This is a genomic window from Streptomyces sp. V3I8, from assembly GCF_030817535.1.
Lineage (GTDB): Bacteria > Actinomycetota > Actinomycetes > Streptomycetales > Streptomycetaceae > Streptomyces.
This window is the reverse complement of sequence record NZ_JAUSZL010000002.1, coordinates 8,700,284-8,716,385: the sequence shown is the minus strand read 5'-3', so window position 1 is coordinate 8,716,385 and position 16,102 is coordinate 8,700,284. Positions and strand designations below refer to the sequence as shown.

Annotated in this window: 11 protein-coding genes and 1 pseudogene; all 12 read left to right on the top strand. The window is 71.5% G+C overall.

What is annotated here, in order from left to right; genetic code table 11:
• The first annotated feature begins 30 nt into the window (after positions 1 to 30).
• The 12 genes and pseudogenes from QFZ75_RS38430 (at position 31) to QFZ75_RS38375 (ending at position 16,023) form a co-directional block, all read left to right on the top strand.
• Positions 31 to 1,611 (top strand): ABC transporter substrate-binding protein, encoded by a 1,581-nt coding sequence (locus QFZ75_RS38430; RefSeq protein ID WP_307544049.1) that lies wholly within the window; start codon positions 31 to 33, stop codon positions 1,609 to 1,611.
• Positions 1,612 to 1,718: 107 nt separating this feature from the next.
• Positions 1,719 to 2,711 carry an ABC transporter permease gene (locus QFZ75_RS38425; RefSeq protein ID WP_307544048.1) on the top strand — a complete coding sequence of 331 codons (993 nt, stop codon included), beginning with the start codon at positions 1,719 to 1,721 and terminating at the stop codon, positions 2,709 to 2,711.
• A 3-nt stretch (positions 2,712 to 2,714) separates the two neighbouring features.
• Positions 2,715 to 3,350: pseudogene (locus QFZ75_RS38420) on the top strand (ABC transporter permease); the annotation flags it as partial.
• A gap of 184 nt (positions 3,351 to 3,534) precedes the next feature.
• A complete protein-coding gene (locus QFZ75_RS38415) occupies positions 3,535 to 4,647 on the top strand; it encodes an ABC transporter ATP-binding protein (protein ID WP_307544047.1) in 1,113 nt (370 codons plus the stop codon).
• A 1-nt stretch (position 4,648) separates the two neighbouring features.
• Positions 4,649 to 5,419, top strand: a complete 771-nt coding sequence (locus QFZ75_RS38410; RefSeq protein WP_307544046.1) for an ABC transporter ATP-binding protein — start codon at positions 4,649 to 4,651, stop codon at positions 5,417 to 5,419.
• A gap of 96 nt (positions 5,420 to 5,515) precedes the next feature.
• The gene (locus QFZ75_RS38405; RefSeq protein WP_307544045.1) at positions 5,516 to 8,896 is read left to right on the top strand and encodes a serine hydrolase; all 3,381 of its coding nucleotides are present in this window, start codon (positions 5,516 to 5,518) and stop codon (positions 8,894 to 8,896) included.
• A gap of 1 nt (position 8,897) precedes the next feature.
• Positions 8,898 to 10,067, top strand: coding sequence for a M20 family metallopeptidase (locus tag QFZ75_RS38400; protein ID WP_307544044.1), 1,170 nt, complete (start codon positions 8,898 to 8,900; stop codon positions 10,065 to 10,067).
• Positions 10,068 to 10,074: 7 nt separating this feature from the next.
• Entirely contained in the window at positions 10,075 to 11,010 is a 936-nt protein-coding gene (locus QFZ75_RS38395; RefSeq protein WP_307544043.1) for a GNAT family N-acetyltransferase, read from the top strand.
• The gene (menC, locus tag QFZ75_RS38390; protein WP_307544042.1) at positions 11,001 to 12,107 is read left to right on the top strand and encodes an o-succinylbenzoate synthase; all 1,107 of its coding nucleotides are present in this window, start codon (positions 11,001 to 11,003) and stop codon (positions 12,105 to 12,107) included. Before QFZ75_RS38395 ends, menC begins: the two co-directional genes overlap by 10 nt.
• 183 nt (positions 12,108 to 12,290) lie before the next feature.
• The gene (locus QFZ75_RS38385) at positions 12,291 to 13,544 is read left to right on the top strand and encodes a sensor histidine kinase (protein WP_307544041.1); all 1,254 of its coding nucleotides are present in this window, start codon (positions 12,291 to 12,293) and stop codon (positions 13,542 to 13,544) included.
• A 17-nt stretch (positions 13,545 to 13,561) separates the two neighbouring features.
• Positions 13,562 to 14,245 carry a response regulator transcription factor gene (locus tag QFZ75_RS38380; RefSeq protein ID WP_307544040.1) on the top strand — a complete coding sequence of 228 codons (684 nt, stop codon included), beginning with the start codon at positions 13,562 to 13,564 and terminating at the stop codon, positions 14,243 to 14,245.
• A 56-nt stretch (positions 14,246 to 14,301) separates the two neighbouring features.
• Positions 14,302 to 16,023, top strand: a complete 1,722-nt coding sequence (locus QFZ75_RS38375; RefSeq protein ID WP_307544039.1) for a CdaR family transcriptional regulator — start codon at positions 14,302 to 14,304, stop codon at positions 16,021 to 16,023.
• Positions 16,024 to 16,102: the final 79 nt, after the last annotated feature.

The window sequence follows — 16,102 nt, the reverse complement described above, 5'->3', positions numbered from 1 at the left end:
AGCCCCGGAGGCGTGATGTACCGACCCGTGATGGCAGTGACCGGCGCAGTGGTTCTGTGGTGCCTGGCCGCGTGTGACACCGGCACGAATTCCGCAGGCTCGGACGGACAAGTGGTCGACGGCGCCACCTTCACGATGGTGCTGGCGGCCGACCCGGGGACCCTCGACCCCGATGCCACCACGCTCGCAGGGGCCTATCAGACGGACCGCTTCCTGTACGACTCGCTCACCAACGTCGACCCGCAAGGGCGCGTGGTGGCGGGCCTGGCCGGCGCCTGGAAGGGGACGACCACCGAAGCGACGTTCACTCTGCGCAAGGGCGTCACCTGCTCCGACGGGAGCGCCCTGCGGGCGTCCACGGTGGCCGACAACATCAACCACGCCGGTGATCCGGAGAACGCCTCCACCCGGCTCTCCCTGTACGTGCCGGCCGGCGCCAAGGCCGTCGCGGACGACACGGCCGGTACCGTCACCGTCACCTCACCGGTCCCCGACGCCTTCCTCACCCGCAATGTGGGCGGTCTCCACATCGTCTGCGACAAGGGCCTCAAGAACCGCAAACTGCTCAAGAGCGGGGCGGTGGGCACGGGAATGTATCGGATGACGGAAGCCGTTCCCGGTGACCACTACACGCTCACCCGCCGCAAGGAGTACGCCTGGGGCCCGGGAGCCTGGAAGAAGAACCAGCCCGGTCTGCCCGACAAGGTGGTTCTGAGGATCGTCGCGAACGAGACCACTGCCGCCAACCTGCTCACCTCCGGCGCGGTGAACGCCTCCATGGTCACCGGACCGGACCAGGACCGTCTGCGTCAGGCCAAGTTGTTCCGGCGGGACAACAGCGCTCCGCTCGGTGAACTGTGGTTCAACCAGAAGTCCGGGCAGCCCGCCTCGGACGGTGCGACGCGCAGGTCCCTGGCCCAGGCGCTGAATCTCCAGGAGATCGGCCGTGTGGTGAGCGGGGGCAAGGGGGCACCGCCGACCGGTCTGGTGTCGGGCAAGGGACCGTGCACCCAGAACACGGTCGGCAAGGACCTGTCCGGCCTGCCCGCGCACGATCCCGCGGCGGCGAAGAAGGCCCTGGACGGAGCGGGCTGGCGCGCCGGGCCGGGTGGCGTCCGTACCAAGGACGGCCACCGGCTGTCCCTCACGTTCGTCTATCCGACCAGTCTCGGTGCCACCATGCGTTCCGGCGCGGAGCTGATCCAGAAGCAGTGGGCGGCCATCGGGGTCGGGACGAGTCTGCGCGGGGTCACGGACACCGAGCTGTCCCAGCAGGTCATCTCGGGCCAGGGTTCGTGGGACGCGGCCGTTCTGCCGCTCACGCTCTCCCTGCCGAGCCAGGCCGTGCCGTTCCTGTCGGGTCCGACCCCTCCGAAGGGGGGCAACTACGCGCACATCGACAACGGCACCTACGACGCGGCCGTGGCCGAGGCGGCGAAGACGGCCGGCTCCGCCGGCTGCAAGGAGTGGGCCAGGGCGGAGCGGGCCCTGTTCGAGCGAGCGGACGTCGTTCCTTTCGTGAACGCCTCCAATCCGTTCTTCGGGCAGCGTGCCGTCTTCGAACTCAGTGAGAGCAGCCTCATCCCGTCCTCGGTCCGCATGAAGGGCTGAGGCCTCCGCGACATGGCATCCCCGGCCGGCGCCCGGCCGTCGTCCACCGCCACCCGCACGGCGACCGACGGCGCGCGAACACCACAGGCAAGGAGACGTACAAGCACATGACGAGCTACTCGGCCGTCACCCGGGCAACACTCGGTCGCCTGGACAACCCGTGGCTGTTCTTCGCCGGGCGCCGCGCCCGCAGGCTGGTCCTGTCACTCTGGGCGCTCGTCACCGCCGCTTTCCTGATGATCCATCTGATCCCGGGAGATCCTGTCCGGGCAGCCCTCGGACCGACCGCGCCACCCGACCTCGTGGCGGCCCGCCGCTCCGCACAGGGTCTGGACGACTCGCTGTGGAGTCAGTACGTGCGCTACCTCGGCGACGTCCTCCACGGGGACCTGGGTGTTTCCATGACGTCCGGTCTGCCGGTGTCGCAGACCATCGACGCACGGCTGCCCGCGACCCTGCAACTGGCGGTGGCCGCCTTCTTCTTCTCGATCATGGTGGCCGTACCCGTCGGAGTGGTGACGGCCGCCCTGACACGCGGCGAGCGCAGTCGCCGCACGGAGGCGGTCTTCACGACGACCAGTGTGGTGCTCGCGGTGATCCCGGAGTTCCTGCTCGCCGTGGGCCTGGTGTACGTCTTCGCGGTGCAACTGGGATGGGCACCGGTGGCGGGCCGGTCGGGCCTCGGCTCGTACGTCCTTCCCGTGCTGTCGCTCGCGGTGGGCCCGGCCGCGATACTCGCCCGCATCGTCCGGGTCGAACTCCTCAAGGTCCTGGGCGCCGACTACGTACGCACGGCCCGCGCCAAACGCCTGCGCCGGCACCGCGTCTACCTGGGGCACGCCCTGCCCAACGCCCTCACGGCGACGGTGACACTGGCCGGACTGCTGCTGAGCACGATGATCGCCGGCACCGTGCTGGTGGAGAACGTCTTCGCCTGGCCCGGTCTGGGCACGACGGTCGTGCAGTCGATCCTCGCCAAGGACTATCCCCTCGTCCAGGGCATCGTGCTGGTCTACGGCAGCGGCGTCCTGCTCGTGACGGTACTGGTGGACGTGACCCTGTCGTTGATCGACCCCCGCTCCACGATGAGGGAGAACTGATCCATGAACCAGCGATCACGGCCCCGGTGGTTCTCCGTCGTGAAGACCCCGGTGGGTGCCACCGCCGCCGCGCTGCTGGCCGTCATCGCCCTGCTGACGGTCTTCGCCCCGATGCTGTGGGGTGAGCGGGCCGATGCCGTGGACAGCGCGCACCTGCTGGCCGGTTCCTCGGCGGACCACTGGCTCGGTACCGACGGTCTGGGCCGCGACGTGCTGGCGCGGGTGCTGGTGGCGACGAGGCTGTCGGTGGGACTCGCCCTGTGCGCCACGGCGATCGGGGTGGGCGCGGGCCTGCTGCTCGGCGGCGTGCCGATACTGCTCGGCCGACGGGTCGGCCGGATGGTGCACTCGTTCGTCGGCGTCGCGGTGGCCTTCCCCGGACTGCTGCTGGCGCTGTTCTTCGCGGTGATCTTCGGGGCGGGCGAGCGGGGGGCCGTTCTCGCGATCGGACTGGCCGTGGCGCCGGGGTTCGCGCGTCTGGTGCAGACCCTGGTCTCGGGTGTGGAAGCGCTGGACTACGTGGCGGCGGCACGCACACTGGGCGCGGGACGCGTACGGATCCTGCTGCGCCACGTCCTGCCGAACATCGCCGAGCCCCTGATCATCAACGCCGCCATCGCGGCCGGCAACGCCCTGCTCGCCTTCGCCGGTCTGTCGTTCCTCGGTCTGGGCGTGACCGCGCCCTCCTACGACTGGGGCCTGCGTCCTGAGCGAGGGGCTCAGCCGCATCTACATCCATCCGACGGCGGCCGTCGCGCCCGGGGTCGCGGTCGTCCTGGCCGGACTGGCGTTCAACCAGTTCGGCGAGACGCTGGCCACGTGCTTGCGGCAGGACGGTTCCGGCTTCGCCGGCGCGACCGGCCCGGCCCGGCCGCAGACCGGAACCGAGAGCGCCTCGGCCGCTGCCGCCGAGGAGGGGGCGGTACTGGTCGCCGAGGATCTGCGAGTCGTCTTCCCCGCCGCCGAAGGCCACATCAGCCCCGTACGCGGAGTCGGTTTCCGCGTGGGTCACGGCGAGGCGATCGGAGTCGTCGGCGAGTCCGGGTCGGGCAAGAGCCTGACGGCACTGGCGATCGCCAGGCTGCTGGAGGAACCGGCCAGGACGACGGCTGCCCGCCTGGACTTCGACGGCACGTCGCTGCTGCTCACCTCGGTCGCGCAGCAGCGCACACTGCTGGGCACCTCGTTCGCCATGGTCTTCCAGGATCCGCTGACGTCCTTCAACCCGACCCGGCGCATCGGCCACCAGCTCGCGGAGGTCGCCCGGGAACACCAGGGCATGCGGCGGCGGCCGGCCCTGACCCGGGCGGTGGACCGGCTGCGCGCCGTGGGCATCGCCGAACCGGAGCGCCGTGCCTCGGCCTTCCCGCACGAGCTCTCCGGCGGAATGCGCCAACGCGCCATGATCGGTCTGGGGCTGATGGGGACACCCCGGCTGCTGGTCGCCGACGAACCCACGACCGCGCTGGACGTGACCGTGCAGCGGCAGGTGCTCGACCTGCTCGCCGATGTCCGCGCCCAGGACTCGGTCGCCCTGCTGCTCATCAGCCACGACATCGCCGTCGTGGAGCAGGCCTGCGACCGGGTACTCGTCATGTACGCGGGACGGATCGTCGAAGAACTGCCCGCGGCGGGCCTGCGAACCCGGGCCCGCCACCCCTACACCCGCGCGCTCGTCGACGCCGTTCCCGACATGACCACGGACCGCTCCGAGCCCCTGGCCGTCATACCCGGCCAGCCCGTCGATCCGGCCGACGTCCCGGCCGGCTGCGCCTTCGCGGCCCGGTGTCCCCGCGCCGACCGGCAGTGCACGGCACGGGAACCGGCACTCAGCGGCACCGGTACCGACACCGGGAAGGTCGCCTGCTGGCATCCGTTCGACGCCCGCGACCCGTCGCCGCACGACCGCGCGACCGCCACGTCAGGAGACCACTGACATGCCAGAACTCCGCTTCGACAACGTCAGGGTGACATTCGGCGGACGCCGGACCGGCGCCACCGCCGTCGACGGCATCGACCTGGTCGTACCGGCCGGCAGCACGGTGGGACTCGTCGGTGAGTCGGGTTCCGGCAAGTCCACCCTCGCCCGCGCCGCCGTGGGACTCGTCCCCCTGGCCGGCGGGCGGATCACGCTCGGCGGACTCCCCGTGCCCCGCGGCGGACGGGGAGTGCCCCCGCCCGTCCAGATGGTGTTCCAGGACCCCTACTCCTCGCTCGACCCCCGTATGCCGGTCGGGGACTCCGTCGCGGAAGGGCTCCCGAAGGCGGACCGCGGCAAACGTGCGGCCCGCGCCCAGGAGGTGGAACGACTGCTGCGACAGGTCGGGCTGGCGCCCGAACTGGCACGCCGGCGTCCGGCTGACCTGTCGGGCGGCCAGCGCCAGCGCGTCGCCCTCGCCCGTGCCCTCGCCGCCCGGCCCGAAGTCGTCATCGCGGACGAGATCACCTCCGCGCTGGACGTGTCCGTGCAGGGAGCCGTGCTCAACCTCGTACGGGAACTGCAACGCACGACGAAGTCGTCGATGCTCTTCATCTCCCACAACCTCGCCGTGGTGCGCTATGTCAGCGACTACATCGCGGTGATGCGACAGGGCCGGATCGTGGAACAGGGCCTCGCCGAGGAGGTACTCGGCGCGCCGCGACACGCATACACCCGTGAACTGTTCGCCGCCGTCGCCCCGGCGACCGACGTGCGGGCCCACTCCTGAGGCGGACGCCGTCCGGGCGCCGCCCGGCGTTCCGCCACCCCCTACCCGTGAACCGTGGCTGCCACGGCCTTCGCACCACCGGCAAGGAGCATTCTGGTGACACGACGACCGACCGTCGACGACATGGACAAGCTGGCGGTACCCGAGCAGCCCGCGCTCTCCCCCGACGCACGCAGATGCGTCTACGTCCTGCGCACCGGTGACACCGGGCGGGACCTCGACGTACGCAGCCTGTGGACGGTGGATCTCAAGGACCGCGACGCCCGGCCGCTCACCGGCGGGGACATGGACAGCGCGCCGGCCTGGTCGCCCGACGGCAGCCGCATCGCCTTCCTGCGCGCCGCGGACGGGCCCGCCCAGGTGTGGGCCCTGCCGGCGGTCGGCGGGGAGTGGGCCCTGCCGGCGGTCGGCGGGGAGCCGACCCGGCTCACCTCGCTCCCCCTGGGGGCCGGCGCGCCCGTCTGGAGCCCCGACGGCACCCGGCTCGCCTTCAGCGCGCCCGTGGACACGTACGACATGCCGGGCGGGCCCCGCGCGCGGGAGACATCCCGGGCACCGGCACCCGTGGTGGCCGACCGGCTCGACTACCAGGCGGACGGAACGGGTCTCCTGCGCGGCGTACGTTCCCATGTGTTCGTACTCGACGTGGCGGACGGCTCCTGCCGGCAGGTCACCGAGGGCGACTGGCACGCCGGTCCGCCGGCCTGGAGCCCCGACGGCACCGTTCTCGCCTTCGTCGCGGGCACGCGGCCGGACGCCGACCTCACCGCACTGGCCCAGGCGCACACGCTCGACATCTCCACCAGCGGCTCCGCGCCGCGGGCGCTGGGCCGGCCGATGCTGATCCAGGGGCCACTCACCTGGACGTCCGACGGAGCGGCCCTCCTGGCCGTGGGCAATGAGCGGAACCCTTCCGAGCACCTGAACCTGCTCCGGCTGCCGCTCGACGGCGGCGACCCCGTCGACCTCTCCTCGGCGCTGGACCGCAACGTGCTCCTGGGAGGCCCCGCCTACCCCGGTTCCGTACCGCGCCTGCGCGACGGCGGCCGCACCGTCCTGTTCTGCCTCCGTGACCGCGGTTGCACCCACCTCTACGAGGTACCGGCCGACGGCGGCGCGCCGCCCCGTCCGGTCCTCGACGACGACGAGCACGTCGTGTCGGGGCTGTCCGTGTCGGGCGACACCGCTGTCGTCGTCCTCACCACGCCCGATTCGTTCGGGGAGGTGGCCGTGGTCGACCTGTCCACCGGCGACGCGACAGCGCTGACCAGGCACGGTGAGGCTCTGAAGGGCATCGAGCCGTATCCCCGCGAGCGTCGCGTGTTCACGGTCTCGGACGGTGAGAGCGTCGACGCCTGGATCGTCCGTGATCCCGCGCTCACCGGTCCCGGCCCCCTCCTGCTCGACATCCACGGTGGTCCGCACAACGCCTGGAACGGCGCGGCGGACGAGGTGCACCTCTACCACCAGGAGCTCGCCGCCCTCGGCTGGACGATCCTGCTGGTCAATCCGCGCGGCAGCGACGGCTACGGCGAACGGTTCTTCACGGCGGCGCGGCACGCCTGGGGCGAGGCCGACGCCAAGGACCTCCTGGAGCCCGTCGACCAGCTCGTCGCGGACGGCATCGCCGATCCGGCCCGGCTCGCGGTGACCGGCTACAGCTACGGCGGCTACATGACCTGCCGTCTCACCGGCCGGGACGACCGGTTCGCGGCGGCCGTCGCCGGAGGGGTGGTCAGCGATCTCACCAGCTTCGAGGGCACGTCCGTCGAGGGCCATCTGTACGGCACCTGGGAGCTGGGCGGACCGCACCCGGACGGGACGGGGCGCAGGGCCGCCATGTCGCCGCTGACCGACGCGCACCGGGTCGCCACCCCCACGCTGGTCCTGCACGGCGCGGAGGACAGGACCTGTCCGGTGGGCCAGGCCCAGCAGTGGTACGCCGCCCTGCGGGCGCGCGAGGTGCCCGCACGTCTGGTCCTCTACCCCGGTGGCTCGCACCTGTTCGTCATCGACGGTCCTCCCTCGCACCGCGCCGACTACCAGCGCAGGCTGATCGACTGGGTCGAGCGGTACACCGGGCCGAGCACGTCCCGGGAGCCGCTGGACGCCCGGCACTGGCAGCGCCGACTGTCCGCGCTGGCCGACCGCTACGGCATTCCGGGGGCCGCCCTAGGCATCCTGCGCCTGCGTCCGGGACGCGGGGACGACGTCGTCGAGGTGGCCCATGGCGTCCTCAACAGGAACACCGGGGTGGAGACGACCACCGACTCCCTCTTCCAGCTCGGCTCGGTCACCAAGGTGTGGACCACCACCGTGATCATGAGCCTGGTCGACGAGGGTCTGCTCGACCTGGACGCGCCTCTCGTCGAGGTCATGCCGGAGCTGCGGCTGCGTGACGCCCGGACCAACGAGAAACTGACCATGCGTCATCTGCTGACCCACACCAGCGGAATCGACGGCGACGTCTTCAACGACACCGGGCGCGGTGACGACTGCCTGGAGAAGTACTGCGTACTGCTCGCCGACTCCGCACAGAGTCATCCGCTGGGCGCGACCTGGTCGTACTGCAACTCCGGTTTCGTGCTCGCGGGACGGGTCGTGGAGAAGCTGACCGGCCTGACCTGGGACGAGGCGCTGCGCCACCGCGTCCTCGAACCCCTCGGCCTGCGGCACACCGTCACCCTGGCCGAGGACGCGCTGCTGCACCGCGCCGCCGTGGGACATGTCTACGACGGCGTCTCCGAGCCCGCCCCCGCGGCCGCCTGGCAGCTGCCCCGGTCGATGGGACCGGCCGGCCTGGTCAGCGCCACCACCGCCGACGCCCTGTCCTTCGCCCGTCTGCACCTCGACGAGGGACGCGCCCAGGACGGCACCCGGGTGCTCAGCCGGGAATCCGTCCGCGCGATGGCCGGTCACCAGGTGGATCTGCCCGACATCCATCTGCTGGGCGACTCCTGGGGACTCGGCTGGTTCCGGGCCGACTGGGACGGCCGTCTCGTCATCGGGCACGACGGGAACACCATCGGCCAGTCCGCCTATCTGCGGTTGCTGCCGGACCAGGGCCTCGCCGTCGTCCTGTTGACCAACCGCGAGAACGCCGCCGACTTCTACCAGCAGCTGTTCACCGAGATCTTCGACGAGGTGGCCTCGGTCACCGTGCCCGGCCCGCTCACCGCGCCGGAGCCGCCCGTGGAGGCGGACGTCGAGCGCCACACCGGTGTCTACGAACGGGACGGCGCCCGCCTGGAGGTCATCGGGGGCGACCGCCCGATCCTGCGCCGCGTCGTCACCGGGGCACTGGCAGCACTGGTCCCGGAGACCACGTTCGAGTACGACCTCGTCGCGGTCGAGGACGACCTGTTCGTCATCCACGACCCGCAGACCGGCATGTGGATCCCGGTGACCTTCTACGCACTGGCGACGGGCGAGCGGTACCTGCACCTCGGGGTACGCGCCACTCCCAAGGTGTCCTGACATGGACGGACGCACACTGCTGAGCGGACTGCAGCACCTGCTGCCGGACATGATCGCCGACATCGGCGAGCTGGTCCGGTGCGAGTCCCCGTCCCAGGACAAGGCCGCGACGGCACGCAGCGCCGCCGTCACGGCGCGGCTCGGAGAGCGACTGCTCGGCCGGCCTCCGGAGCGTCTGGTCGTCGGGGGAACGACCCACCTTCGGTGGCGACTGGGCACGACCGCTCCCCGCGTACTGCTCCTGGGACACCACGACACGGTGTGGCCGCTGGGATCGCTGCGCACGCACCCCTTCCGGGTGGAGGGCGGCGTCATGCGGGGACCGGGATGCTTCGACATGAAGGCGGGCGTGGTGATGGCCCTGTACGCCGCGGCCTCGCTCGGTGACCGTTCCGGCGTCACCCTGCTGATCACGGGTGACGAGGAGATCGGCTCACCCACCTCACGCCGACTCATCGAGTCCGAAGCGGCCCGGTGCGGCGCGGCACTGGTGCTGGAGGCGGCTGCGGACAGCGGTGCGCTCAAGACGCAGCGCAAGGGTGTCTCCCACTACGACGTCCAGGTCTTCGGCCGCGCCGCGCACGCCGGTCTGGAGCCGCACCTCGGGGTCAACGCCACGGTCGAACTCGCCCATCAGGCGCTCGCCGTCGCCGCCCTGAACGCCCCGGAGCGGGGGACCACCGTCACACCCACGGTGCTGAGCTCCGGGACCACCGTCAACACGGTGCCCGCCCAGGGCCGGCTGGCGGTCGACGTACGGACCGGGGACGCGGCCGAGCAACATCGTGTGGACGCCGCGCTGCGCTCCCTGCGCCCTGTGCTGCCCGGGGCCCGGGTCGAGGTCGGTGGGGGCATCAACCGGCCGCCGCTGACGGCGCGGGCGTCCGCCTCCCTCTTCGCGAAGACGGCGGCCGTGGCCGTCCGCCTGGGCCTGCCCCGGCTGGAAGGGGTGTCGGTCGGCGGCGCCTCGGACGGCAACTTCACCGCCGGCGTCGGTACCCCCACCCTCGACGGGCTGGGAGCGGTCGGCGGCGGAGCACATGCCGAGACCGAACACGTACGCGTGGACGCACTGCCGCAACGCGCCGCTCTCGTGGCGTCGTTGATGTCCGAACTCCTCCGTCCCCGCGTCGGGGCCGCACCTCCCGACGCGTCCGCGAAAGACAGGTGAGCCGCACATGCCCCCTCTCCACGGGACCGAGGCGTCCGCTGTGTCCCTGATCAACCCGGCCGGGGACGGCGCACCCGCGCGCGCCGCGATGCGCGACGCCGAACGCGCCGCCCGGCAGGCGGGTGTCACCATCCGGGATGTCGCCGAACTGACCGACATCGACGTCGTGTGCCGGCTGTTCGACACCATCTGGCGGCCCGACCCCCACCACCGGCCCGTCACGGCCGATGTGCTGCGCGCGCTGGCCAAGGGCGGCAACTACGTCGGTGGGGCGTTCGCCGACGACCGGCTGGTCGGCGCCTGCGCCGGGTTCTTCGCACCACCACGCGAACTGTCCCTGCACAGTCACATCACCGGAGTGGCGGACGAGGCGCACGGCCGGCACGTCGGCTACGCCCTCAAACTGCACCAGCGGGCCTGGGCCGTCCAGCACGGCCTGACCTCCATCACCTGGACCTTCGATCCGCTGGTGTGCCGCAACGCCTACTTCAACCTGGCCAAACTGGCGGCCGAGCCGGTGGAGTACCTGCCGAACTTCTACGGGGACATGAAGGACGGCATCAACGGGGGCGACGACACCGACCGGCTGTACGTGCGCTGGCACCTGCACGCGGATGCGGTCGCCGTCGCCTGCTCCGGGTCCCCCGCCCGGCACAGCACCGGGACGTATCTGCGCCAGGGCGCGCGCATCGGTCTGGGAACGGCCCCGGACGGCGGCCCGCAAGCCGGCGACCTGGGGGCGGACACCGTGCTGGTCGCCGTACCGCCGGACATCGAGCGGCTGCGCATCGAAGCACCGGACCGGGCCCGGCTGTGGCGCCGGGCCGTGCGCGAGGTCTTCGCCACGCTGATGGGCGAAGGCGCCCACGTCACCGGCTTCGACAGGGCAGGTCACTACGTGTTCGGCAGGAAAACCCCGAAGGGAACCGCTCCATGCATCTGACCGGTCTGGAACTGCGGCGTGTCCGCATGCCGCTCGTCGCACCGTTCCGCACCTCCTTCGGCACCGAGGAGTGCCGGGAGATCCTGCTGGTCCGAGCGGTGTCGGACGACACCGAGGGCTGGGCCGAGTGCGTCGCGCTCGGTGACCCCAAGTACAGTTCCGAATACGTGGACGGCGCCCAGGACGTGCTGACCCGGTTCCTGATCCCCGCCCTCGCCGAACACAGGAACCTGGACGCGACCACGGTCGGCAGGGTCCTCGACCGGTTCGCCGGCCACCGTATGGCGAAGGCCGCCCTGGAAACAGCGGTCCTGGACGCCGAACTGCGGCTGCGCGACCAGTCCCTGAGCAGCGCCCTGGGCGCTGAACGGGAAAGCGTGGCGTGCGGAGTGTCGGTGGGCATCATGGACTCCGTCGCCGAACTGCTGGACAGCGTCGCCGACCACCTCGAAGCCGGATACCTGCGGATCAAACTCAAGATCCAGCCCGGCTGGGACGTGGAGCCGGTCCGCGCGGTGCGGGAACGCTTCGGTGACGCTCTCCTGCTGCAGGTCGACGCCAACACCGCCTATCACCGCTCCGACGTACGCCATCTCGCCGAACTGGACCGGTACGGGCTCCTCCTCATCGAACAGCCCCTCGCCGAGGAGGACCTGCTGGGCCACGCGCACCTGGTCCGGACCCTCACCACCCCGATCTGCCTCGACGAATCGATCACCTCGGCACGCTCCGCCGCCGACGCGATCGCGCTGAAGGCCTGCGACGTCATCAACATCAAGCCGGGCCGGGTGGGCGGCTACCTCGAAGCACGGCGCGTCCACGACGTGTGCGTCGCGCACGGCATCCCCGTCTGGTGCGGCGGCATGCTGGAGACCGGCATCGGCAGAGCGGCCAACGTGGCGCTGGCCGCTCTGCCCGGCTTCGTCCTGCCAGGTGACACGTCTGCGTCGAACCGGTACTACCGGAACGACATCACGGCACCGTTCGTCCTGCAGGACGGACACCTGAAGGTTCCGACCGGTCCGGGCATCGGTGTGGAACCGCTGAAGGACGCCCTGGCCGATGTCACCACCGCCACGTTCTGGAACCCGCTGTGACCGGCGGGTGAGCCGCCCGGCGTTCCCGCGTCCCGGGCGGTGACCCGGAAAACCCAGGTGAGCGCGGACGCCGCACCGTCTGTCTCCTCCTCGAGGAGGAGCACATGAAGGAGGAGACAGGCTGTGCGGCCCTCCCCCTCAGGGCAGACCGCCTGTGACTGTTCGCCGTCTACCGTTGACCTCATGAAGGCGATGGAATCCGTCACCGGGCACCGTGTCCCCACAGCTGTGACGGACACGGGTCTGGCCCTGCTGCTGGCCGGCGGATGTCTCGCGCTGCCCTCGCTGATTCCCGACGGCGAACCGGGGCTGCGCGCGCCCGATCCGCGGTGGGTCGTCCTCGTCCTCGTCCTGACGCTTCCCCTGGCACTGCACCGCCGCTTCCCGGTGTGGGTGCTGCTGACCACGGCCGCCGCCGCGGCCTCCCTCCAGGGACTCTCGTACGTCCCTCAGCTGGCGGGACCCGAGGGAACGTCCATCGGGCCGACGTACCTGAGTGTGGCTGCCGCGGTGTTCCTGACCGCTGTGCGCTGCTCCGCCCGTACGGCCACCGCGGTCGTGGCCGTGTTCGTTCCGGGAGCGGCTCTCACGGAGGCACTGCTGGCACCGGCCGGTCACCGCATCGCCGCCTTCCTCACCGAGGCCGTGCTCCTCGTCGCCGCGTGGGCACTGGGCCGTCTGACCCGTGCGCGCGCCGCCATCCGGGACCAGGCGCTGGAGCGGGCGGCCTTCCTGGAGCGGGAGCAGGCGGCCGACGCGCGGGCCGCCGTCATGGAGGAGCGGGCCCGTATCGCCCGGGAACTGCACGACATCGTCGCTCACAACGTGAGTCTGATGGTGGTGCAGACCATCGCGGCGGACCGGGTCCAGGACCGGGACGGCGCCAAGGCGCACGAGCTGCACGGCACCATCGAGAAGACCGGACGAGCCGCGGTCACCGAGCTGCGCCGGCTCCTGGACGTCCTGCGTACGGACGAGGACGCTTCCGGCGAACCGAGCAGGGAACCCCCGCAGCCCACCGTCGAGGCACTGCCGGCGCTCGTCGAGTCCGTGCGCGCCGCCGGCCTCGTCGTCGACTTCGACGTCAAGGGTTCTCCGGTGGACCTGCCGGCCGGCTCCCACCTGGCCGTCTACCGCGTGGTGCAGGAGGCCCTGACCAACACCCTCAAGCACGCCGGCCGTACCCGTACCGGCGTCACTCTCGCCTGGGAGACGGAGCAGGGAAGACTGAACGTGCGGGTCTGTGACGACGGCCGCGGCGACGAGGAGGCCACGCCACGTGTGCCGGCGGCGGCGAACGGCGGCGGCCACGGTCTGGTCGGCATGCGCGAACGTGTCACCGCGGCGGGCGGTTCCCTGCACACCGGGCCCCGTCCCGGCGGCGGCTACTGCGTGCACGCCCTCTTCCCCCTCCCCCTCCCCGGCGACGCCGCGTAGACGAAGGACCTCATCCCATGCACCCCATCCGCGTCCTCCTGGTCGACGACCAGCCGATGATCCGAACCGGATTCCGGCTGATCCTGGAAGCCGAACCGGACATCACGGTCGTCGGCGAAGCGTCCGACGGCCACACGGCTGTCAGCGAGACCCTGCGGCTGGCACCGGACGTCGTCCTGATGGACATCCGGATGCCGCACATGGACGGGGTGGAGGCGACCCGGCTGATCACCGGCTCCGGCGGACCCGGCCGCATCATCATCCTGACCACCTTCGATCTCGACGCCCATGTCCTGGACGCCCTGCGGGCAGGGGCGAGCGGCTTCCTGGTCAAGGACGGTCCCGCCGACTCACTGGTGGACGCCGTACGCACCGTCGCCGACGGCGAGGCCGTACTCTCCCCCCGGGTCACCCACCGCCTCCTGGACCGCTTCGCCCGTCTCTCTCGGCCGGCGCCGAGCGACGTGCCGAAGAGCCTCGGGACACTGACCGGACGGGAGGTCGATGTGCTGCGGGCGCTCTGCAGGGGGCTGTCCAACAGTGAGATCGCCCGCGAGCTGGGCATCGGCGAGACCACGGTCAAGACACACGTCGCCCACATCCTGGAGAAGTGTCACCTGCGCGACCGCGTGCAGGCGGTCGTTCTGGCCTATGACGCCGGACTGGTGCAGCCGGGTACGAACGCCGTCGGAACCACCTGACCTCCCCGGCGACGCCGCCGGCTCACGTTCCCGCCCCATGCGAGGAGTCCGGTCCCATGACGCCCCCTTCCCGATCCGGTCTGGCACGGTTGCTCCACACCCTGGGCTCCACCCTCCTGAACCGTGCGCTCGGCGACGTCGACCCCCAGGCCGAAGTCAGCGGCGTGGTCATCCACGACCCGGCCGACGAGCCCGTCTTCCCGCCCCGTGCGATCGTCCTGGGAGTGGGCACCAGAGAACCGGAACACATCACCGAACTGCTGCGGGCGCTGCAGCGCAGCGGCTCGGCCGCACTCGTCGTACGTGAACCCATCGCCGTCACGCCGGAGCTCACGGCAGCGGTCGCCGACACCGGCGTCGCGCTGCTCGGGCTGGTCCGCGGTGCCTCGTGGACCCAGCTGACCGCGATGCTGCGCTCCATCCTCGCCGAGGGCGACGTGGGCGACACCCCACCCCTGGGCGGCATACCGTCGGGAGACCTGTTCAGCCTGTCGAACGCGATCGCGGCGCTGATCGACGCACCGGTGACCATCGAGGACTGCAGCTGCCGGGTCATGGCCTTCTCCGGACGGCAGGACGAAGCGGACTCCTCACGGGTCGAGACCATCCTCGGCCGTCAGGTGCCCCAGCAGTACGCCCGGCGGCTCTCGGAACGCGGTGTCTTCCGCGATCTCTACCGCAGCGACCGCCCCATGTACCTGGAGCCACCCGCTCTCGCGCTGAAGGGCATCTCCGTACCGAGGGTCGCGATCGCGGTGCGCGCCGGGGACGAGTTGCTGGGCTCCATCTGGGCCGCGGTGCGCGCACCGCTCAGCAGCGACCGCATGCAGGCCCTCACCGACGCCGCGCCCCTGGTGGCCCTGCATCTGCTGCGCGTGCGGGCGGGCGCCGACGTGCAGCGCCGGCTGCGCACCCAACTCGTCAGTACGGCTCTGGAGGGCGGCTCGGGAGCACATGAGGCCCTGCGCCGACTGCGCCTGTACGACCAGAGAGTGGTCGTTCTGGCACTGGCCCTGCCCTACACCCGGCATGACACCGCCGCCGAGACCGCGGCGGACGCGGAGACGCAGTGGCAGCGGATCAGCGACGGCTTCGCACTGCACCTGAGCACGGTGCATCCGCTCTGTGCCACAGCCATGATCGGTGACACGACCTACGGTCTGGTCCCCCTGCGGCACAACGACGAGGAGGACGACGGACAGAGCGGGGCGCGAACCGCCGGCGACTTCCTCGAACGGGCGGGAGACCGTGTCAGGGCCGTGGTGTCGGTCGGGCCGGTCTGCCACGACGTGCCGGGGCTCGTGCGAGCACGGGCCGACGCCGACCGCGCACTGCACGTGCTGCGGACCCGGTCCGGTGGTGCTCGTGTCGCCCGGCTCCCGGACGTCCATGCCGGCGCGCTGATCCTCGAGCTGAAAGGGCTCATGGCGGCCCGGGGCGAAGAACTGGCCGGCCCGGTCACCCGTCTGCGGGACTACGACGCGCACCACGGAACCGAGCTGACACAGACGTTGCAGGCCTGGCTGGACACGCTGGGTGACATCACCGCGGCCTCCAGCGCGTTGTACGTCCATCCGAACACCTTCCGCTACCGCCTCCGACGGGTGTCCGAGGTCGGCGCCATGGATCTGCACGACCCCGAGGTCCGCTTCGCGGTCATGCTGCAGCTGCGCATCGGTCCGTCCGTGGACGGCCACCGCACGCGTTCGACGGCTCCGGCCGGACACGACCGGCCTCCGCGGTCCCGCCCGCGATCCGAGCAGCCCGGTTCGTCCTGACCGTCGCCGGCTTCGACGGGACCGCGCGACGGTCATGCGCGGTCGGCGACTTCCCGCGCCGCTTCCCGCGCAGGCCCGC